13 protein-coding genes are annotated in these 21,726 nt (G+C 75.7%); all 13 read right to left on the bottom strand.

The window, feature by feature from the left end; all coding sequences use genetic code 11:
- Positions 1-171: 171 nt before the first annotated feature.
- The 13 genes from ACFVXH_RS23515 to ACFVXH_RS23455 all read right to left on the bottom strand — a co-directional run bounded on the left by ACFVXH_RS23515 (position 172) and on the right by ACFVXH_RS23455 (position 21,452).
- Positions 172-447, bottom strand: a complete 276-nt coding sequence (locus ACFVXH_RS23515; RefSeq protein ID WP_198959456.1) for a hypothetical protein — start codon at positions 445-447, stop codon at positions 172-174.
- Between the two features lie 190 nt (positions 448-637).
- Entirely contained in the window at positions 638-1,177 is a 540-nt protein-coding gene (locus ACFVXH_RS23510) for a hypothetical protein (RefSeq protein WP_387826876.1), read from the bottom strand.
- A 446-nt stretch (positions 1,178-1,623) separates the two neighbouring features.
- Positions 1,624-3,519: a hypothetical protein gene (locus ACFVXH_RS23505; protein WP_387826873.1), complete on the bottom strand. Its 1,896-nt coding sequence runs from the start codon at positions 3,517-3,519 to the stop codon at positions 1,624-1,626.
- Positions 3,516-5,588 (bottom strand): hypothetical protein, encoded by a 2,073-nt coding sequence (locus ACFVXH_RS23500; protein WP_387826871.1) that lies wholly within the window; start codon positions 5,586-5,588, stop codon positions 3,516-3,518. The genes ACFVXH_RS23505 and ACFVXH_RS23500 overlap by 4 nt, the downstream gene beginning before the upstream one ends.
- Positions 5,585-8,143: a hypothetical protein gene (locus ACFVXH_RS23495; protein ID WP_387826868.1), complete on the bottom strand. Its 2,559-nt coding sequence runs from the start codon at positions 8,141-8,143 to the stop codon at positions 5,585-5,587. The genes ACFVXH_RS23500 and ACFVXH_RS23495 overlap by 4 nt, the downstream gene beginning before the upstream one ends.
- Complete coding sequence (locus ACFVXH_RS23490) at positions 8,140-11,700, bottom strand: tubulin-like doman-containing protein (RefSeq protein WP_387826865.1); 3,561 nt, start codon at positions 11,698-11,700, stop codon at positions 8,140-8,142. The genes ACFVXH_RS23495 and ACFVXH_RS23490 overlap by 4 nt, the downstream gene beginning before the upstream one ends.
- 97 nt (positions 11,701-11,797) lie before the next feature.
- Positions 11,798-14,167, bottom strand: a complete 2,370-nt coding sequence (locus tag ACFVXH_RS23485; protein WP_387826862.1) for a choice-of-anchor X domain-containing protein — start codon at positions 14,165-14,167, stop codon at positions 11,798-11,800.
- Positions 14,168-14,282: 115 nt separating this feature from the next.
- Complete coding sequence (locus tag ACFVXH_RS23480; protein WP_387826859.1) at positions 14,283-14,840, bottom strand: Pycsar system effector family protein; 558 nt, start codon at positions 14,838-14,840, stop codon at positions 14,283-14,285.
- Positions 14,841-14,846: 6 nt separating this feature from the next.
- The gene (locus tag ACFVXH_RS23475) at positions 14,847-16,094 is read right to left on the bottom strand and encodes a hypothetical protein (protein ID WP_074004768.1); all 1,248 of its coding nucleotides are present in this window, start codon (positions 16,092-16,094) and stop codon (positions 14,847-14,849) included.
- Positions 16,091-18,769 (bottom strand): hypothetical protein, encoded by a 2,679-nt coding sequence (locus ACFVXH_RS23470; RefSeq protein ID WP_387826856.1) that lies wholly within the window; start codon positions 18,767-18,769, stop codon positions 16,091-16,093. The genes ACFVXH_RS23475 and ACFVXH_RS23470 overlap by 4 nt, the downstream gene beginning before the upstream one ends.
- Positions 18,762-19,613, bottom strand: a complete 852-nt coding sequence (locus tag ACFVXH_RS23465; protein ID WP_387826853.1) for a hypothetical protein — start codon at positions 19,611-19,613, stop codon at positions 18,762-18,764. The genes ACFVXH_RS23470 and ACFVXH_RS23465 overlap by 8 nt, the downstream gene beginning before the upstream one ends.
- A gap of 91 nt (positions 19,614-19,704) precedes the next feature.
- Complete coding sequence (locus ACFVXH_RS23460) at positions 19,705-20,442, bottom strand: Crp/Fnr family transcriptional regulator (RefSeq protein ID WP_117490432.1); 738 nt, start codon at positions 20,440-20,442, stop codon at positions 19,705-19,707.
- Positions 20,443-20,693: 251 nt separating this feature from the next.
- A complete protein-coding gene (locus ACFVXH_RS23455) occupies positions 20,694-21,452 on the bottom strand; it encodes a thioesterase II family protein (RefSeq protein ID WP_387826850.1) in 759 nt (252 codons plus the stop codon).
- Between the last annotated feature and the right edge of the window lie 274 nt (positions 21,453-21,726).

Here is a 21,726-nt window from a genome sequence, read left to right as displayed (position 1 = left end):
TCCCCCGGTGCCCGGCGGTGCTGCGGCGCGGATCCCGCGCGCCTGCCGCGGGACCACTGTCCGGCTCCCGCGCGGTTGCCGCGGGAACGGCGCCCGGCTCCCGCGCGGTTGCTGCTCGGCCTCCGCGCAGGAGTCGGCCTCAGTCCCCGCGGGGCGGGGACGTGCGTGCCGTCAGGAGACGGCCTCGGCCGCCTCGTTGACGGCCTCCTCGCCGCCCTCGGCCGCGGCCGGCTGGGCGGGCACGCTCAGGCCCGGGACGGACAGGTCCGGGACGGCCTTGACGGCCTCGAAGCCGGCCTCGATGGCCTCGGCGAGCGTGGCCGTGACCCCGTCCTCGAATTCGATCCGGGTGACCGGGACGTCGGCGTTCGTCGGGAGGGTGTCGTCGACGAACGCGATGTCGGCGCGGCTCGCCTCCTTCAGGGTGACCTTCTCCTGATCGTTCACTTCTCGGTTCAGGACAAGCGAGAATCGGTGCGTCATGATTGGCCGCTCCTCTGGTGGATGCGAGATTATATTTCAGGCAAGGCGCAGGAATACTGCAGGCCGACTTCGACTTTATCGGCGGTCCGACAAAGGCACAAGATCCGATCGGAATTACGGCGGGGATTAGAAATCTATTAACGCCGACGGGAAATCAGCCGGTCCGGCCGAAACCCCCCACGAAGCCATTCCCCCCGGCCGGCGCGGCACCCTTCGGGGAAACCCCCGGCGCAATGGCGGCCCGCTTCACCGGGACGGGCTCCTCACCGCGCTCCAGCCGCCGCCGCACATCGAGCGCCGTCGCGGGCGACACCCCGGCCGTCCTGGCCAACTGGCGCAGCGAGGCCTTCGGGTTCTCCCCGAGGAGCTCCGCCACGCGCAGCCGGCCGGCCGCGCCGTTCAACGGGCGGGACTTGCCGTCCCGGCCGATCCGGAATCCGGATTCCGCCACGGATTCCGACAGGCGCCGCAGCTCGGCAACGGTTCGCGCGCCAAGGCCGGTCGACTCCGCGACCGCCCGGTCGGACAGCGAGGGATGGGCCTGGAGGATCCGCAACGCCGCCTCGGCGCGCGCGGCCCGCTCCGCCGGCCGGCCGCCCCCGGAGGCCGTTTCGGATGCTCCGACCGGACCTCCCGGACCCCGGCCGCCATCCGCACCGACCGGAGTCGGAGCGGTGCGCAGGCGCTCCCCCATGCTGAACTCCCCCTTCAGAACACGCCGACCCAAGTCCCCATCGCGCCGGTACGACACCACCCGCGGAATCACCGGCAAATTGATTGCTTCATTCGCGGAACCCGGCAGCGGGATTCAGAGCCCAATCCTTCCGCCCCTATCCCCGCCCACCCCTCCGCGGCCGACCGGTGTTCAACTGCGACGCGACATCAGTTGAACACCCGACTGGCCCCCGCTGTCCAAACACCCCCCCGGGGTTCGATCAATATCGAAGCTTTCCGTTGATCATAGGCGCGGCTGTCACGGAAACGCAACACTTTCCTGACCCACCAGTTCACGCCATTCCCTGCACTCACATCCATCACAAGAGTCACGCAAGTCACAGAAGTAACAGAAGCGGAATCCGACATGTCGGATTCCGCTTCGTGGCAGACCCGGCCACCCGGTGCCGGCGGGCGGCCGGCGCGTCAGCTCCGGACGATCCAGATCGTGCCGATGGCCACGAGCGCGGCCAGCAGGAAGAAGAGGACGATGGCGATCAGGTCCCTGTCGTCGCCCTGGTCGGGCTTTCCGGGGTGCCGCCGGCCGCGCGCGGGGAGGAGCGGTGGGCCCGCCGGTGCCGGGGCCGGCGGGGGTTGCGGTGGGGGCGGGTCCTCCGGTCGGGTCGGCACCGGGAGGGCCGGGGCCTCGGCCGGTCCTTCCACGGCCGCCTCCTCCGGCGGGGCCGGCCGGGGCGGCGGGCTCGGCGGGGGCGGGGCCGGAGGCGTGTGCGCCCGCACCGGCGCGACCGGTGGGAGTCCGTGGAGCAGCCGCTGCCAGAGCACGGGCGGCAGGTCGGGCGGGAGGCCCTCCGGGGACGGCCCGCCCGGCGGGGGCACCAGGCCGCGGAGCAGTTCGGTCTCCAGGGCGGAGCTGGAGACGAGGAGTCCCGTGAGCCAGCGGTCGAGCGCCGCGGCGTGGCGCTCCTCCCGGACGTACGGCGAGACGGCCCAGGCGAACACCCAGACGGAGCGCCGGGAGAGTTCGCCGTCGTCGGCGCGGGAGCCACCGCCCTGGTCGGGCCCCTCGCGGAAGAGGTAAAGCCGCTGGCGCAGGACCTCCGTGCAGAGTGCGGCCGCCGCCTCGGCGTTCCGGTGCCCCCGGCCCCGGTGCAGGTGACAGAGCAGCTCGGTGGTCGCCCGGTAGGAGAGGTCCTCCTCCCGGAGCAGCAGGAGTGCCTCACGGCCGGTCAACCGGCGGATCCAGCCGTCCAGTTCCTCGGCTTCGGCCGGGTCGGGGCGGGGGTTGCGCAGGACCGCGTGCAACCGTTCGGACGCGGGCGAAGGGGCGGGTGGCTCAGGTGCGGACGGTGCGGACGGTGCGGCGGACGGCGGCCGGGGCTCCGTGTACACCGACCCCCCGTCGTCCCCCGGCCCCTCGCCGGGATCGCGGGACTCCGGGCGGCGGTTCGTGTCGAGGACGCGCGCGAGCCTCCGCAGCCGCTCCTCCGCCGGCAGGCTAGCACCGTCCCGCAGTCCGTCCTTCAGTTCCGGCAGGCCGGCGCCGCCGGGCCCGCGCTCGACCGCGGCCAGGCAGCGGCCGACCAGGCGGGCCGCGAGCTCGTGCGCGCGGTCGTCCTCGGGCCGCCTCGGGTCGACGCGGTAGCGCGCCCGCTGCCGACCACCGTCGGTCGACCAGTCGGAGACCCAGGTGGCCAGCAGATCGTGGCGATCCGTCATGTCGTGGGTGGCGAAGGTCCAGGGGCGGCCCAGCCACAGCCCGAAGATCTGGAGAAGGCCCGCGACGACCACGCCGGACCGGTTCTGCTCCGGCCACCCCGGCAGGGCGTCACTGCGCAGCGAGAGGCGGCACTGCGGGTGGCGCAGCAGGGCGGCGGTGGCGGCGGTGAGCGTGTCACGGACGTCCGGCAGGAGGGCCAGGGTGTCGGCCCAGGCCGGCACCACGGTCGCCTCCAGGTCCGCCATCGCGAGCCGGGGCTGCCCACCGTGGGCCTGTTCGGCGAACTCCTGCCCGCTCCACGTCCAGTCGCGCAGGGCCAGGCAGGTGCGGGGGCCGAGCAGGCCGGTCGGCCCGACCAGGACGTGGGCGGCCGTGTTGGGCCGCCCGCCCGGGTCGGCCGTGGGCCAGCGCTGGACGAGGGCGGCGCGATCGTCCCGCAGCCGGGTGCGGACCACGCTGGGGCACGGCGCGCCGTCGACCCGCAGGAACGGGGCGAGCTCCTGGCCGAGCTCCTCGGCGTCCTCCTCGGGGCAGGACCAGGCGGCGGCGGTCAGGCCGGCGCTGCGCCGGCCCTGGTTGCCCTGCCAGCGGAAGACGATCTGGTCGACGGCGTCCCGGTCGGAGCCGGGGCCCTGAGCACTCATCGGTCCACCTCGTCGACGGGTCGGCCCTCGGGGAGTTCGACGATGCCGTGCATCGCGAACAGCGAGAGCAGGGGTTCCAGGACCCGCTGGGCACGGACGCCGCGCGGGTAGCGGCTGTCCTCCTGCCGGCCTCCGGTCGCCGAGGCCACGTGCAGGGTGCAGTGCAGAGCGGTGTCGAAGGGGCGCAGCCAGGCCTTTCCGGCATCGCGGTCGAGCAGTGCGTACACGTCGCGGCTCTCCTCGTGGAGCCGTCGGCGGCTCAGCGCGGTGTGGCCCGGTTCGCCGAGCCAGCGGTCGACGGGGGGTTCGGACCGCAGCAGGTCGGCCTTGGCGACGACCACGGCGGACGGGACGGTCAGGTAGGGGCCGGTGCGGGGGACGCGGTCCAGGACGGTGGCGAAGGCCGGGTCGCCGTCCCGGTTGACGTGCTGGTCGAGCGTCGTGCGGACCTCGTCGAGCTGGGCGAGCGGCATGGCGATCGTGGGGTCGACGACGAAGATCAGGGCGTCGATGCCCAGCAGGAACCGCAGCAGGGCGTCCGTGCGCAGCAGGTCCTCGCCGGCGAGGTCGAAGAACGCGAGCGGCCTGGTCCGTCCGGACGCGTCGGTGATCAGCAGGGACTCGACGAACCGGGCGGTCTCGTCCTGGCCGAGGCCGGCGGTGTGGGCGAGCACCCGGCCGTCGCGCAGCGGCACCACCCGGCTGTTCAGGAATCCGGCGTGCTGGCGCGGGTTGACGGACTGCCAGCTGATGCCGTACGGCTTCAGCCGGTCGTCGGCGATCTCGGCCACCATCTGGGTGAGCAGGTGGCTCTTGCCGGTGTTGGACTGCCCGATCATGGCCACCGTCAGCGGGCGGCCGTTGGTCAGGTAGGGGACGGGGATGTGGTGCTCCCGGACGGTGCCGTTGCCCGGGCAGAGCTGGAAGGCGCCGCGCAGTTCGTCGGCGAGCAGTCGCGGGTTGGGCTGGGCGTGCGGGTTGTAGGGGCGGAGCTCCTGGACGGCGTCGGGGGTGTGGAGGGCGGTCGGGTCGTAGCGGATCGGCTCCAGGCAGTACGGGCAGAGCACCTCGCCGGTCGGAGCACCGGCCGGGTGGCCGACGGCCTCGCCGACCGCTTCGCCGGGCGCCACCGCGCCGGCCGGGCGCTTCGACGCCAGCACCCGGTCGTACCCGGCGCGGTGCGCGGCGAGCCCGTCGGCGGGCAGCCGATCGGCGGCGGGGGCCCGGTCGGGGGCGAGCAGGGCGAGCAGGGCGGCCGGGGTGGGGCGGCCGGCGGCGCGCGGGGCGAAGGAGGAGCCCATGGTGTGCGCGAGCGAGCGGTGGTCGGCCAGGTCGGGCGGCGGCCGGTCCGGGGCGCCGGGCCGGCCGGTGACCAGGCTGTACATCACCTGGGCGGCGCTCCACAGGCCGTCGCGGGGGTCGCTGCGGCCGGCGCCTTCGCGCACCTCCGGCGGTGCGTACGGCGCGGCGCCGCGCGGTGTGCGGGGGCGGCCGGTGTGGGTCACCGCGTCGAGGCCCCAGAGCTGGATCCGCCGGCCGTCCCAGCGGACCGTCTCCGGGGCGATCCCGTGGTGGACCAGGCCGAGCTCGGCCAGTACGGCGAGGGCGTCCACCAGCTCCTGTTCGATGACGCGCAGTTGGGCGCCGGGCAGCCCGTGCATCCGCTCGACGGTCCGGCCGCGCGGTGGCCGGTAGAGCGCGAACGGCTCGGCCGCGTCGAGCTCGTAGCCGATCAGGACCGGGAACGGCCCGCTCGCGCCGGGGGCTCCGAGCGCGCGGTGCAGCCGCAGCGCGACCGCGGTCTCGGCGTCGATGGCCGCGCAGGAGGCGAAGGCCGCCTGGGCGCCGCCGGGCGCGTCCGTCCCGGCGGCCCGGACCTGGACGCACTTGACGGTGTTGTTCAGCAGCGTGTTGCGGGTCCGGACCGGGCCGCGGGAGAGCGGGCCGGTGTCGGGGCCGAACCGGGCCCAGGTCCGGTTCCGCCGCCCGTCGGGGGTCAGGAAGGACAGCTCGACGTGTTTCGCGCGGGCGGGCTCGCCGGACCGCGGACCGGGCCCGGGGGTGGTCACCACTCGTACTCCTCGCTCTCCGGTGCTTCGTCGTGCCACTGCCGGACGGTCCTGACGACACCGGGTTTCAGGCCGGTCAGCCGCAGCAGGCCCGCGTACCGGCCGGCCGCGGTCAGCACCTCCCGCTCCCCCCGCGGGCCCGGCGCGCCGCCGAAGTACCCGTCACCGTAGGGCGTGTCGGGTCCGACGGTGTCGCGGGCCGCCTCCGGGCCGAAGCGGATCAGCGCGACGGCCGACGGATCGCGGCTGAGCAGGTCGAGCTGCTCCGACGCGTTCAGCTGGACCACGGTGTGCCCGTCGGGGTCGAGGGCGGTGGAGTCGGCGGCCCGTCGGGCGTCGATGCCCAGCAGGCCGACCGGCCCGCCGCGGTCGCGGTGCGGCGAGGCGAAGGGCGGGGCGGAGAGCACGTCGTTGTGCCGCAGGTGGTCGCGGGCCACGCCGAGGAGCTCCCGGACCCGCTGGGCGATCCGCTCCTGGGCGGCGTCGCCGACGTGGCCGCGCTCGACCGCGCCCCAGTACGGTTCCAGCGCGGTCAGGGCGGCATCGGTCAGATCGCCGGTCAGCACCGTGACGAGGTCGGGGCCGCCCTTGGCTTCGCCGCGCTCCAGCCAGGGCGGCACGACCGCGGTGGGCCCGGGGTCCGCCCCGGCGCCGGACCCGTCGGCCTCGAAGTCGGCCCCGAAGTTGGAGCCGCCGTCGCCCGCGGCGCCGAACTCCCCTGCGGACCGCGGCGGTTCGAGGTTCCAGTCGTAGTCCTCCGTCCACGACGGCTCGTCGAACTCGGGCCCTTCCTCACCGGACTCGTACAGCCAGAGCTCGGCCCCCTCCTCGGAACTCTCGGCTCCCTCGGCCGCCTCGGGCCGGTCGGCGGCGAGGCCGCGCGCCGCCTCCTCCTCCGCGGTGTCGGCCGTCGTCCGCAGCACCCCGACCACGGCCAGCGCGGCGTCCGCGCAGTAGCGCCGCTCCTCGACGGCCCAGAACTCGCGCAGCGCGCGGGTCAACAGGGCGTCCAGGCCGTCGAGTTCGCCCCGCAGCGGGACGACGCCGCGCTCCCGGCCCCAGCGCTGGGCGTAGCCGTGCCACAGCCCCAGCAGCAGCCGGCCCCAGCAGCCGAGGGCGAGCAGCAGGGCGAGCGCGGCCGCCCAGACCGGCAGACCGGTCAGCCAGGCGCCCGCAACGCCCCCGGCGGCGCCGACGAGCGCGGCCGCGCCGAACCACGACGCGTACACCGCCCGCGCCGAACCGCCCGGCAACCGGCGGGCGACCAGCAGCACGCCCACCAGGACCAGCACGGGGACGGTCAGCGCGGCCGGCAGGGCCGCCCCGCTCCACAGCCCGCCGAGGACGCCGGTCAGCGCCGTGAGGGCGAGGACGCCGGCCCCCGGCGGGTCGGGCTCCGGGCGCCGGCCGTCCGGTCCGCCCGCGCGCAGCCCGTCGAGGGCGGCGAGCAGCGGCGTGTTGGACAACGGCTGCACCTGTTCGGCGAGCTGGGCGAAGCGCTGCGCCACCGCGCGCAGCGGCAGCCCGTCGCGCAACAGCCCCAGAGCGAGGCTGCGCAGGCTGTCGCCGATCCGCTCGCCGCTGGTGGCGGCGGGCGCCACGGCCACCCCGAGCCGGGCGAGCCGGGCCGCGGACTCGGCGGCGGGCTGCGCACCGGCCGTCCCCCCGTCGCTGCGCAGGACCTGTCCGACCACATCGTGGTAGCGGTCCAGTGCCTGCCGGGCGCGGCCGAGCGCCGACTCCAGCTCGGCGCGGCCCGCGCCGGTGAGCAGGCCGGCGGGCCTGCCGAAGGCCAGCAGTCCGGCGTCCGCGTCGGCAAGGGCCTCGGCCGCCGCGTCGTGGGCCCGGGCGGCGTCTCCGCCCTCCTCCCGCCGGCCGGGGCTGCCGGAGGCGGCGCCGACGGCCAGCGTGGAGAGGGCGGGCGGCAGGTCGGCGCCGGTGTGGGCCGCCGCCCCGGCCGGGGCGGCGGTGCGGGAACCGGCGAACCGCAGCAGCGCCTCGCTCCACGCCTGGCTCCGGACCTCCGGGGCCAGGCCGTGCTCCAGCACCCGCAGACCGGGCGCGGCCACCCCTTCGGGCAGCGCGCCCAGCACGTCCAGGGTCTCGTCGAACACCTCGGGGAGTCCGAGCAGGTCGACCAGGACGGCCAGCGCGTGCGGGTCGTCGGGCGCGGCGGCCCCGGGCCGGCCGTCGCCGGCGTGGAGGTCGCCGGCCCAGATCAGCCCGGCCTCGGGGCCGCGCAGGGTGTCGGGACGGACCAGTCGGCGCTCGGCCGGGTGGCCCTCGGGGGGATGGGCGGTCAGGTCGCCGACCAGCAGGCAGAGCACCCGCACCCGGCCGGGCGCGGGGTACCCCATCAGCTGCTCGTACCTGGTGCGGTGTCCGACCAGGCCGGCGGGGGTGTCGACGACCAGGAAGCGGTGGTCGTGCGGCCGCGGCCGGGGGAGCCGGGCGGTGACGGCGTTCCGCAGGTCGGCCGGGTCGGTGCCGGCGAGTTCGGCCGTGCGGAGGTCGAGGTGGACGACCGGGGTGTGAGGACGGATCGACTCACTCATGCCGATTCGCCTCCCCCACGGCCGCCGACCTGTCCGTCGAGGTCGTCGTAGTACCAGGACGGCGGCTCGGCGGGCCCGTGGTGCGGCTCGGCCGGCTTGCCGTACGGCTCGGCGGGCTTGCGGTACGGCCCGCCGTTCTCGTGCCGGTGGTCGGGGGCACCCCGGCGCTCATCGTCGCGGTCGCGGTCCTGCTCCGAGGCCCGACCCCGTTCGGGCTCACGCTCCCACCTGCCGTCCCGCTCCCGCGCCCGGTGCCGGTCCTGTTCGGGCCCGCTCTCCCGCTCCCGGTCCGGACCGGTCTCGCGCCGGCCACCGCCGTCGGCGGGCCGGACGGTGCCCCAGTCGTTCTCCTCGCCGCGCGAAGGCCATGCGGGCCCGTCGTCCTCGACCTCCTCGATCTCCTCGACCGGACGCGACGACAGCTCGCCGCGCTGGACCGCCTCCAGGAGCCGGCCCAGGTTCGGCTCGACGGCGCGGTGGTCGGGGAACTCCGCCTTCAGCGCCTCCGGCAGGGTCTCCGCCCAGAACTCCCACAGCGGGCGGAACCAGCCCTCGACGCGCTCCCCGCCCGACTCCCGGCGGGACGCGAGCAGGCGCAGCTGCTGCGGCGCGATCTGCTCGACCAGCCGGACGAACAGCGGGTCGGGACGGCCGACCGACCGGGTCAGCCCGACCGGACGGGCCTCCATCAGCTGCTCGCAGTAGTCCCAGACCGTCCGCTCGTCGTCCAGCACGGTCCAGCGCTCGTAGGCGCGCAGCAGCTCGGCCCAGCTGGAGACGCCGTCGTGCTGCGCGCCGAGGCGCAGCCGCACACCCGGCGCGTCGGTGCCGCGCTCGCGGTGCAGCCGCAGCCGGATCACCCGGGGCGAGTCCTCGGAGCCCTCCAGCACATCCACCTGGCCGTTCCACAGCAGGCAGAGCAGCCGGTGCAGCACGTGCCGGCGGTCCGCCTCGGTGGACACCAGCCAGTCGTCCCGGTGGCCCAGGCGCTGGCGCCAGCGCAGGACGTCCTCGGCCTGCTCCCCCTCCCTCGCCTTGGCCCACTGGCGCAGCACCTTGCGGACCTCGGGCACCTCGGTGAGGCTCATCTCGCTGCGGAACAGCACGACCGTGATCGACTCCGTCTCGACGCCGCGGAACTCCGCCCGCGCGTCCCCGGGCAGCCGCAGCGCCCGGCGCAGGTAGTCCACTGCCTCGTCGACGTTCCCGACCTTCGGGTAGGTCACCAGCGCCTTGAGCGGCCCGGTGCCCTCCGGCACGAAGCCGGCCGGCAGCAGGCCGGCCACCTTGCGGCCGAACTGTTCCAGGGCCTCCCTGCTGACCTGGTCGCCGGCCTCGGCGCTGCCCGCCGCCGCGGCCAGCAGGACCCCCATGGACGGCAGCAGCGGACGCTCCTCCAACTGCTCGCCGCCATCCGCGAAGAGCCGCTTGACGCCGGCCTCCACGATCGCCTTGACCCCGCCGACCGCGCCGTCGGGGTCGCGCCGGCTCGCGGCGTGCGCCGTGCGCCACTCGTCACCCCCGACCAGCCGCAGCAGCAGGGCGGCCTGGTCCCCGCTGTCGGCCAGGCCCTGGCTGGTGGCGAGCCTGGCGACCAGGTCGTCGTAGAAGTGCCGCAGGTCGCGCTGCGGCGGCAGCAGGTAGGAGACGCCGGTCCGGTCCTCGTACAGCACCCGGGACTGCTCGGCGAAGGCCTTCGGCTCCTGCGCGGAGTGCCGGTGCAGGGCCTCGACCAGGCGGGTGACCTCCCGCTCCAGGGCCCGGGCGGCCGGCTCCCAGCGCTGCTGCTGGTCCCGCCAGCCGTCGTGCCAGATCTGTCGGCCGCGCCAGCGGTACCAGGCGTCCTGCTCGCGCAGCACGGTCTGGACGTCCTCGTCCCCCCAGCGCGGCTGGGCGAGCCCGTAGGCCCGGCGCCTGATCCGGGGCACCGGCGGCGGCTGGTCCGGGGTGCCCGGGGGCAGGGCCGGGCGCCGGGTGCGGTTGTCGAGCAGGCCGAGGAAGCCGAGGCGGGCGAGGTCGTTGGCCTCCTCCGGCACCCCTTTGACGATCCGCTCGACGGTGAACGGGTCGACGGTGGCGAGCAGTTTGTCCACCGCCCGCCGGGGCGCGAAGTTCTGCGCCATGTCCGCGGTGCGCTGCGCCACCCGGCGGGCCAGGTCGGCGAGGGCCTGCTGCATGTCGCCCTGTCGGGCCATCAGCGCGGCCTCGATCGCCGAACCACCGCGCGGCTCCGAGGCGAACGGCTGGAGCTCCAGCGCCCGGCGCTCCAGGAGTTCCTCCAGACCGGAGTCCGCGAACATCTGCTTCACCAGCTCCTCGGCGGGCCGGTGGGTGCGGCGGGAGCCGCTGCTCAACTGCTCGACCGAGGCGCGCAGGAAGCGGCCCGAGACCAGGGACGCCAACTCGTCCACGGGCGCGGTCATCGAGGCGACCAGGCTGGTCGAGACGCCCTTGCGGCCGATCCCGGCGTCGGACACGATCGACCGGGACACCCCGCGGTTGATGAAGCTCTGGGCGAAGGTCTGGTAGTCGTCGTCGGCCCGGGACCGCCCGTTCTCCCGGCCGTCGCCGAGCTCGGTGCCGATCAGCGACATCACCAGCGAGACCATCGAGCGGCGCAGGTCGTCCTGGCGGATGCCGGCGGTGCGGCTGAACAGGAAGGCGGTCGGCAGGATGCCGCTGCGCAGCCGGATCGGCGCGGTGTGCGGGTAGCGGATCCGCAGCGTCAGGTCCTTGTCGAGGTCGCCGAGTTCGGCCCCCTCGATCGGCGCGTTCTGCTCGTCCACCAGCCGGAACAGGTCGACCAGGGCACGGGCGGAGTTCAGCTCCGCCTCCCGGCCGCCCCCGCGCGCCGCCGGGAACGCGGAGGGCATCACCACCAGCGGGTGGATCTTGACACCGTCGAGGCGCTTCTCCTGGAAGGCGTGGTTGATCAGGTGCAGGTAGTCCAGGAAGATCCCGGCGCCGGTGCCACCGGCGACCGAGAACGCCACGAAGACGTCGCAGCCGGTCACCTGGCCGCCGCCGAGCTGGCTCAGGACACCGCCGGCGCGCGCGAGCACGTCGATGGCGTCGGTCAGCGGGGCCAGCACCGGGTCCAGCCCGTCGCGCAGGGTGCCGAACAGCCCGGCGCGGCCGACCGTCGGCAGCTGCCCGGCGCCGTTCTTGAGCGGGACGACCCTGGGCTCGTTGGCGCGCGGCGGCAGCCAGGAGGCCGTCTCGTCGGAGAGGCTGGCCCGCAGCATCTTGGTGATGTCGGGCGAACTGTCGTAGTTCGGCAGCAGGTTGGGGGTGGCGCGCGAGGTGCGGCTGTACGCGGCACGCAGCGCCGGATCGGCGGTGGCGAGCGGCAGGTGGGCCAGGTCCGCCTCGCTGAAGTCGGCGTAGACGAACTGCAGGCAGTCCGGCAGCTGGTGGGGCGCCATGCCGCCGATGTGGGTGAGTGCGGTGCCGTCGGGGCCGCACAGTTCGGCGCGCAGGCGCCGCTCCAGTTCGGCGCCGACGAGGCCGCCGGTACCGCCCAGGCCGACGAACAGCATCGGCTGGAAGATCTTCATGGGTTCCGCCTTCATCCGGCCGCGCGGGCGCGGCCGGCTCGGGTATCGACCGGCACGGGTCAGGGGTGGTGGAACGGGTCCTCGGGGACGGGGGAGCTCAGATGTAGTCGTCGACGACGGTCTGCGCGCCGGCGTCGGGTGGTGTGGGACGCCCCGCGGGACGGGTCCTGCCGCGCCGTTCGTCCCGGATCCCCACGGCGAGCCCGCCCGCGAGCGGCACCGGCCGGTCCGGCTGGATCCGGGCCCTCGCCTGCCCACGCCGCTCCAGCACCACTCCGCCGTCCAGGCTGCGCTGCACCCGGTACGGTCCGCCGGTCCGCCGGACGAGCCGGGGGTCGGGGCCGCCGAGGCCGTCCACGTCGAACGCGTACCAGCGCTTGGTGCCGGAGTCCGCGGCGATGTCGGCGACTTGGCGGCCCTCCGGGTCCAACAGGAGCAGCCTGAGCCCCGCCGGGTCCTTGCCCAGCCGCGCCCGCAGGCGCAGGGCCAGCCCGGCCAGGACGGCCAGCACCGCCACCAGGCCGCCCAGCAGCAGCGCCCACCACCAGGTCTCCCAGAAGGTCGGCGGCCGGGTGATCGTCAGCGACAGGGGGCTGTCGACCAGGACCCGGTCCCGGTCGGTGGTGTCGACCACGGTGACCTTGCCGCCGAGCCGCAGGTCGCCGCCGTCGAGCAGTCCGTGGAACGCGCCAGGCCGGGCCGCCGTCACCGCGACGTCCACCCGGCGGGACTCGCCGGGCGCCAGGGTGATCTCCTCCGGGGTCACGGCCAGCAGGCCCGGGGCGGTGTCCCGGAGGGCCGGCCGCAGCGTGTGCGGGGCGCCGTCCGCGTTGTGCAGGGCGAGGCTGCCGGCCAGCTCGTCCCCGGGGTGGAGCCGCCGCCCGGCGCCGTCGTCGAGGGTGAGGGCTGCGGTCACCAGCGGCACCGCCGGGGCCACCAGGGTGCCCTGCGAGCGGTCCTCGTCGGCCGTCAGCCCGGACGCGGCGAGGGTGCCGGAGACCTTGATCCGGCCGGTCGCCGCGGCGGGTACGGTCACCGTCCCGCTGAACGCGCCGTCGCCGGCCCTGCCGTCCGGGGCGGAGCCGTCGTCGGCCAGCTTGACCGGCACGGGCGCGAACCCCTCGCCGCTCAGGACGGCGCTGACCCGCAGGTCCTTCAGGTCCTGGGGATCCGTCACCTCCACCCCCTGGCGGGTCTGGAGCCTGAGTGTCACCACGGCCCGCTCGCCGGCCCGCGGCGAGGGCGGCGCCATGGTGATGGAGCCGCGCAGCGCGCCGCGCCACAGCACGTTGACGGTGGCCAGCTGCGCCCGGTGGTCCGCCGGGGCGTCCAGGTGGACCCGCCACTGGCCCGGCTTGGGGTCGGTGATGCGCAGCGACTCGACCGTCTGGTCGCGGGGCGAGAGTTCGAACTTCGAGACCGGGTCGGTGGTGGTGCCGGTGATCTCGCGGCCGTCGGGGTCGACGTAGGTGGCGGTGACGAGGGGGTCGCCCTTGTCGACGACGATGCTGCCCACGGTGGTGAGCGGGGAGATCCGCACCTCGATGTCGATCGGCGGGTGGCCGGTGCCGCCTGCGGTGGCGCGCAGGCAGTGGGCGGCGGCGAAGGCGGTCCGCATCGCGTCGGCGACGGCGGTGGCGTCCGGTACCACGGTCGCCCGGGGCTGGGCGTCGGGCAGGTCGACGCAGCCGCCCTGGAAGCCCGCGGCCGCCATCCGGTCCAGGGCGGCCCGGTCGATGTCCGAGCCGAAGCCGAGCGGCCAGACCTGGATCCGGGCGGCCTGAGCGGCGGCGAGGGCACGGGTCAGCGCCTCCTCGCCGGCGGCGGCGCGGTGGGCCGGGTCACCGTAGGCCGGGCTGTCGCCGACGTCGAGCCTGCCGTCGGTGAGGAGGAACAGGACCCGGGGCGTGGCCGGGTCGGCCCCGGCGGCGAGCCGGCTGACCCCTTGGAGGACGGCGTTCGGGAAGTCGGTGCCCTGTCCCTCGTCGGGCCTGCGGCTGCGCAGGTCGCTGATGCACCTGCCGATCCGGTCGCGGCCGGCGCCGTCCAGGACGGTGGGCGGGCAGACCTCGTCCACCGGGTGCTGGGACTCGTTGTCCGCGCTGGCGAAGCCGAGCACGGTGACGGTCGACTTCGGGTGGACCTCGCCGAGGGCGATCCCCGCGGCGGCGGCCCGCTCGCGGTCGACCTCGGCGGGCTTGAGGCTGCCCGACTCGTCCACGGCGATCGCGTAGTCGACCGGGCCGACGGCGGCCGGCGGTGCACTCGTCGGCGCGGGGGCCGTCGTGGGGGCCGCCGTGGGGCTCGGCTCGGCGGAGGCCGGGCCGGGCAGGAGGCCGACGGTCAGCAGGGACGCCGCGGTGAGGGCGGCGGCCCGCCCGAGTCCGCCGGTGGCACGCCGGCGCCCACGGGCCCGTGCGCCGGTCGGGCCGCGCCCGGGAGGGCGTGCGAAGAGCAGGTGTGGCACCGTCGTCTCCTCTGGATCGGGGGTGCGTTCCACCGGTCGGCGGACGGACAGGCGTCGGCCGGTGGCAGGCGGTCGGGGTCTGGCGGTCGAGGTGGGGCGGTCGGGGCCGGGCGGCTCAGGTGAGCAGGATTCCGGCGGTGGCGAGGACCGAGCCGGGGGCCAGGCAGGCGACGCCCCAGCGGATTCGGCGGTACTTGGCGGCCAGGATGGTGCTGACGTCGACGGCTTGGACGAGCAGCCAGTCGAGCGGGTCCCGGCCGGCCGCGACGATCTGTTCGGTGAGCGCGGGCCGGCCCTCGGAGGTGAGCAGGTCACCGAAGAAGGTCACGCCGTCGTGGTCGCGCAGGGTTCCGGTGCGGGGCAGGATCGCCCGGACCAGCGCGACCGCCCCGGCGGCCCAGAACACGCCGCCGAGCGCGAGCAGGACGGCGGCGAGCGTCCCGGGCCGGCCGTCGGCCCAGTTGCGGTCCAGGAGCAGGGCGGGCAGGCCGAGGGCGGCGGTGAGCAGGATCGAGGACTTGGTGTCGGCCCGTCCGATGTCCTCGCGGACGACGCACAGGAGGCGGTCCGCGACGAAGCGGGCCTCGTCCGAGCAGGGGACGGGTTCGGGGACGGGTTCGGGGGCGGGTTCGGGGGCGGGCGCGGGTGCTGGGGCGGGTCCGGTAGCGGTCATGAGCGGTCAGCTCCTGTCACCGGGGGACCACGGGCGGCGGTCCCGGTCGTCGTCGTGGTCGTCGTGGCGGTCCCTGCGGCGGTCGTCCTCGGAAGCGGCGTGGTCCTGCGGTGCGGTGTCGGAACCGGTGCGGCCCCAGTCGTCGAAGGCCTCGCTGGGCCGGCGCGCGGGCGGAGCCTGCGCGGGGATCCGGTCCCGGGGGGCGGGTTCGGCCTGCACCCACATAGGGGTGAACGCCGGACCGCCGTCCCGGCGGTCGTCCCGGCCGCCGTGGCCGCTCCCCGGGAGCTCGGGCCTCGCCGCCGGCTCCCGGATCGGCGGCCGGCCGAAGGAGCCCTCGATGCGATACGCGGGCGTGCCCAGCAACTCCCGCACCTGCGCCTCCAGTTCGGCCGACTGGATGACGCCCTTCTCGACCAGCCGCAGGGTGTGCTCCAGCAGCTCGTGCTTGTCCGCGCGGGACTCCTGGCGCAGCAGCTCCATGAAGGCGCGCGCCTGGTCCGGGTTGTCCGAGAGCATGAAGCAGATCTGGTTCCACTCACCGCCGTCCAGCATCGCCCGGAAGGTGCGCATGCGGATCTGGAGCAAACCGGTGCGGTGGTGCTCCGCCGCCACCTCGCGGTCGTAGTCCCGGGCCGTCGTGCGGTCCTCGTAGGCGGAGTTCCGGTCCGCGTCGGCGTGCCGGATGGTCGTGCTGTCCACCGCGACCCGCACGTAGACGTCCGCGTGCAGCCCGAGGTCGTAGCCCAGGTCGTTCCACTGCCCGGTGCGGCAGGCGGAGTTGGCCGCGCGGTCGACCTCGGCGGCGGCGGTCACGGGGTAGCCGGAGCAGATCGCGCGCAGGCGCTCCAGCAGCGGCCCCTTCAGGCGCTCCGCGACGTTCCTGACCTGGCCGTCCACCACCTTGCGGTAGTCGACGACCGACCAGTGCACGTCCACCTCCACCTCGAAGAAGGTGGCGCTGCCGACCGCCGGGATCTGGAGGGACAGCTGGCAGAGGTGGGTGCCCCGGGCCACCTCGCAGATCGTCACCGGCCGGGCGAAGCGCGGGCGGTCGACGTGCTCGGTGCCCATCGCGGTGACCACGCTGTGGCCGCCGTTGCGGTAGAAGTGCACCAGGGCGACCTCGGCGCTCGGCTTGCGGGTGCACTCGGCCGGGCTCCCGTACTCCTTCAGCAGCGGTCCGGCCGGCCGTTCGGGCCGGCCCGCCTTGGCGAGGGCCGGTGGGCCGGCGGCCTGTGGATCGTCCGTCATCGTCGTTCCTCCGTTTCCCTGGTGCCCTCGCCCGGCCGCCCGTCCTCACGGCGGTCCGAGGGCCGCTCCGGTCCGCCGCGCCGGTCGCCGTCAGGGCGGCCGCCGGTGGCGAGGTCCCACAGCTCGCGGGCCCGCGCCGTCGGCAGCGGCTCGTCCGGGTCGCTCATCATGCGTCGCAACAGCCAGTCCAGGAGCCGCCGTTCGCGGTCGGTGCCGACCAGGGCCGGGAGCAGTGCGGCCAGGCCGGCCCTGGTGTCCGGGCCGTCCTCGTCGACGGCGGTCCGCAGCCAGAACTCCAGGCAGTCGGTGGCGGCCTCGTAGGAGCGCGGTGTGCGCAGCGCCGTCCACAGCAGGTCGGCCAGCGGGACGGCGCGGTCGGGGCGGGTGGCCGCGAGGGCCAGCGGCAGCGGCCACTCCAGGTACCGGCCCAGGTCCGGCCAGGCCTCGCCGTCCCACACCTCGCCGACCGTGGTCACCGCGAGCCGGACGACCGCCAGCAGGCCCAGGTCCTGGTAGGGCACCCGCTTGTCGGCGGTCCATTCGGCGAGGCGGCGCAGCACGGCCCGGTCGTCGGGGCCGGCGAGCAGCCGGACGATGCCGTGCGAGGCGATCGGCGCCTTGTCACCGTCCTCGTGGGTGCCGATCCGGGCCAGGCCGTCGAGCGCGGCCTCCACGGGCGAGGCGTGGCCGAAGCCGAGCACCAGCGCGGCGGTCCAGCGCAGGTGCGCGGAGGGCGACCTGCTCCAGTCGCCGACGAGGGCGTGGACGGCCGGCCGGTGGCTCTCGTGCCGGGCCGCCTGGTCCAGCACGGTGGCGGCGAAGGCCCGGCGCCGGGCGGCGCGGGCGGTCGCCATCGGCCGGACCAGCTTCTCGTAGCCGGTGGCGAAGTCGCGCGCGCAGAGCTCGCCGGAGGCGAGCGCGGCGCGCACCCAGATCTCGGGCCGGGGGTCGTCGGCGAGCAGCCGCATCCAACGGACCACCGGCTCGCGGGCCGGGTGGTGCCGGTCCCAGACCTCCGCGAGCACTGCCCCGGACAGGGCCGAGCCCCGGTAGCGGACGATCCGGGCCGGCGCCCGGATGCCCGCCGTCTCCACCTCGCCGTCGGTCAGCTCGGCGCGCAGGGAGGCGAGATCGGAGACCGGGTCGTCGCAGAACAGCGGGCGGGCGGGCGTGTTGCCGGGGTCGCGGGCCACCGCGAGCTCCCAGGTCAGCAGGCGGGCGGCCTCGGCCACCGCACTGTGGGCGGCACCGTTGAGGACCGCCAGGGCGATCCGGGAGGCGGTCGGGTGCAGGACGGCGGCGGCCGACTGCCCGGAGGCCCGGCGGGTGGACGGGCCGGGGGAATCGGCCGGGTCGGCGATCTCGCGGTCCGCGCCCGCGAACCACTCCTGGGCCTGCTGCGGGGCCAGGCTGGCGCAGCCCGCGAGGAGTTCCGCGAGGGTCAGCCGGCCGAGCACATGGGCGGCGGTCAGGTCGGCGAGCAGCTCGGCCTCGGCGGGTCGGAGGTCCTCCAGGCCGACCGCGGAGCGCAGTTCGGCGTCGTCGACGAGCTCGTCGGCCCGCGCGACCAAGTCCTCGGGGGACTCTGCGGCGGCCGCGGCCCCGTCGGCCAGGTGGACGGCGATCCGGGCCCGCAGCAGTTCCTCCGTGGGGGCCGGCGGGCAGATGAGGCCGTACCGGCCGGACAGCAGCGGGGTCGCCGTCGGACCGGCGGCCACCACAAGCACGGCGAAGGAGTCGGAGGCGGAGAGCGCCGTGGCGAGGGCGTCCAGTTCGAACTCGCCCGGGGGCTCGGCGACGCCGCCGCGGACGAAGGGGAGTTCGAGCAGGTAGCCGTGCCCGCGCCGGGCGTCGTCGGACACGGTGGCGGCCAGCTGCCGTACGGCGGTCTCCGGGGAGACCCGGGAGACCCGGGACGACGGCTCCGCGACGGCGCCGGCCGCGGGGCCGTCCGACGGAGCGTCCTGCGCGGCGCCCTCGGCGGACGGCCGGTGCTGCGTCAGCTCGTCGAGCAGGGCGAGCGCGGTGCAGGTCCGCCCGGTGCCGGGGGCGCCGGCGAGCACCAGGACCCGCTGCCGACGCAGCGTCCGCTGGAGCTCGACGTAGCCCGCCGGCTCCCGGTAGATCCGGCGGACCCGCCGCAGCTCCGCCTCGGGGACCGGTCCGCCGACCCCGCCGACCGCCTGCCGGCTGTCCAGCCGCAGGTGGATGTCGCCGATGTGGGCCTGGTGGAAGACGGTGCGGTCGAACAGGTTGTGGTCGCCGGCCACCCGGTAGGAGCCGCGGGCCTCGCGGTGGGCCCGGGAGGTCGCCCCCAGTCCGGCGGCGGGCCCGCCCTCGTCGTCCTCCTCGTCGAGCAGACTGTCGCGGCTGCGCTCGCGGAACCGGCCGGCGGCCTGCTCGCGTTCGGCGCGCTCCTGCTCCTCGGGGTCCGGACGGCGGCCGTCCCCGACGTGGCCTTCCGGCTGCGGAACGCCGGCTCCGGCGCCCGGCCCGGCGTTCGCCCCCGCGCCCGCTCCCCCGCCGACGGGGGCGGGGCCCTGGTCGGCGGGAGTCCGCGGACGGCCGGCGTCGGAGCCGTTCGGGTCGGAGCCGGCCTCGGGGCGGTCGTCGCCCAGCGGCGGCTTCCACAGGCTCACTTCGGGGGCCTTGACGACGTTCAGCGGCTTAGGCACGGTACGTCCCCCTGACGGTGCGGCCGATGTGCACCGGCCCGTGGTAGACGTTGCCTTCGTTGTTCGACGCATCACCCCCCACGTACACCCCGCCCGGCGCGTGCGGGGCCGCGAGGGTGTCGTCCGCCCCGCCCGGCGCCGCACCCGGTGCGGGGCCCGGCGGGCCGGCGGGCCGGTTGTCGGGCGGGCCGTCGGAGCCGGGCTCCTCCGGCCCCCCGTCGTCCGGCAGCGGTGCCGGCCGGGGCCGGCCGGGCAGCCGGACCCAGGCCGGTGTGGCGCCGTCCTTGAGGCGCAGCCGGGCCGGGGCGTAGTCCTCTGGGTCGACGAAACGGCCGCCGTGGCAGACCACCTCGCGGTAGAGCGAGTCGGAGACGACCACGACCAGGTCGGCCCGGTCCCGGTCGAGCAGCCGGCGGGCCGCCTCCGCGTCGGCGAGCCGGCAGGCGAGGTCGACGGCGTGGCCGCTGATGCCCTGGGCGTCGTGCGTCACCGGGCCGACGTGCAGGGCGATGCGCAGCCCCAGCCGCGTCGCCAACTCCGCGTTCAGCTGACGTAGTTGCTCATGCACCTCGGTGACCCAGACACCGAGGATCCGGGCCGGCGCGATGCCGGGGCCGAGGGCCGCCAGGATGCCGTCGCCCCGGTCCTCCCGGTGGACGGCGCCGGCCGGCACTGCGGCCTCGGTGAACGCCTGGTCGATCACGGCGTACAGCCGCCGGCGCATCCGGGTCTTGCTGGCGTCGTCGTAGGCGCCGGACCTCCGGACGTCCACGCTGACCACCAGCTTGTACACGGCGTCGACTGCGTGGTCGAGCACGGTCACCCCCGCGGTTGTCTTCGACATGCCGCCAGAATCCGGCGCCGCATGCCGGGTTGTCTGTGATGCTTTACATGCGGGCCGGAGTCCCTCCACACCGGTCCCAGGCGTTCGGGTCTCAGGTGTTCGGACGGCTCCCCGGTCCCGGCCCGTACGGCCCCTGGGCGAGCAGCAGGAGCGGGGCGGGGTCGAGGATCTCGACCATCCGGGTGCCGGTGCGCACCAGTCTCTGGTCGCGGAGCAGTTTCAGGGCCTTGGCCACCGCTTCGCGGGTGGCGCCGACGGTGGCCGCGAGGTCGTCCTGCGCCAGGTGCACGACGGCGGTCGAACCGCCGCAGGGGCCACGGGAGTCGGCCGTCCGGGCGGTGGCGCCGGTGGCGGAGAGCTCGACGAGGCGCCTGGCCAGGCGCTGGACCACGGTGAGCGAGGCGAAGGCCGAACGCTCGCGGTCGGACTCCCTGAGTCGCGAGGCGAGTTGGGACATCACCTGACTGCCGACCCGGGGGGTCTCGGCCAGGAACCGCCGGAACCGGTCGCCGGGGATCACGAGCGCCTGGACCGTGCCGAGCGCCTGTGCGGTCGCGCTGCGCGGCCGCTCGTCCAACGCGGCCAGCTCGCCCACCAGTTCGCCCGGGCCGCGCAGGCCGAGGACCAGCCGGGTGGCCCCGCGGTCGGTGGCCACGTAGACCATGGACCAGCCGGCCAGCACCAGGAGGACGTGGGTGGTGCGGTCCCCCTCGGAGACCAGGTGCCGCCCGGGAGCGTAGGTCTTCGGGGCTCCGAGTGCGAGAAACGCCTCATGGTCGTGCGCGCTCAGGGTACGGGCGAACGGCAGGTCATCGCCGAGCAGGCCCATGTCACCCCCCAAAGATCGTCAACGGCCTTGGTTCGGTCCGACGTTGGGAGATCGTAGACCTGCCGGAGGCGAACTTCGGCCAAAGCCGCCACAACGCACCCAAGATGGTGCGCAGGGGGTGAATGAGTCTCCTGGGACGCGCGGGGGAAGGGCCCCGGACCGCTCGCGGAGGCGCCGGCTCCGCAACCCCGGCGCCCTCACGGCGACGTACCGGCGCGGCGGCGTACCGGCCGCGGCGCGGCCCGCCGGGTTCAGGAGACCGGCGGCAGCAGGCGGTCGGTGACGATGCGGACGATCTCGCCCTGGTGGTGGGCCAGGTAGAAGTGGCCTCCGGGGAAGACGTGCAGGGCGGAGCCGCCGGTGGTGTGGTCGCGCCAGGCCCCGGCCTCGTCGACGGTCGCCTTCTCGTCGCTGTCGCCGACCAGGACGTCGACCGGGCAGGAGAGCGGCGGCCCCGGCCGGTAGCGGTAGGTCTCGACGGCCTTGTAGTCGGCGCGGACCGCGGGGAGGATCATCCGCAGCAGCTCCGGGTCCTGCAGGGCCCGCGGGTCGGTGCCGTCCAGCTTGCGGAGTTCCGCGACGATGCCGTCGACGCCCCGGAGGTGGACGTCCTCGTCCCGGTGCCGGGAGGGTGCGCGGCGGCCGGAGGCGAACAGGGCGACCGGCGGGGTGCCGAGGTCCTCCAGGCGCCGGGCGACCTCGAAGCCGACGACCGCGCCCATGCTGTGGCCGAACAGGGCGAGCGGCAGGTCGCGGTGGGGCAGCAGCGCCTCGGTGACCTGCTCGGCCAGCGCCTCGACGGTCTCGACGCAGGGTTCGTGGCGCCGGTCCTGCCGCCCCGGGTACTGGACCGCGAGGACCTCGATCCCGGCCGCCGTGGCGGCGGACATCGGGTACCAGTAGCTCGCCGACCCTCCCGCGTGGGGCAGGCAGACCAGGCGGACGCGGGCGTCCGGGGCCGGGTGGAAGCGGCGGATCCAGCTGTCGGCCGCGCCGTCGGTGAGCGTCATGGTGTTCCGGTGGTCCCTTCTGGACGGGGTCCTCGCCCCGCCGGCGGGTCCTCCCCACTCCGAGCCTGGTGCAGGCCGGACGGCCGGACAACCCCTCACCACCACCCCCCTTCTCCCGCGGCGGAGCCGGCCGGGACAAGGGCCCGTAGGGGAACCGTAGGGGTGCGGCCCCCGCGGACGGCTGGACGAGACTGCCACGGGATACCGAATGATGCGTCACCCCTCTCTGTTCTCCGGGAGCCCCCAGCCTCCCGTGCTGTTTCCGCGTGCCCAA

This window comes from Kitasatospora sp. NPDC058184, assembly GCF_042883725.1.
Lineage (GTDB): Bacteria > Actinomycetota > Actinomycetes > Streptomycetales > Streptomycetaceae > Kitasatospora.
Note: the sequence above shows the minus strand (reverse complement) of the source record. Positions and strands in the feature narration are given on the sequence as shown.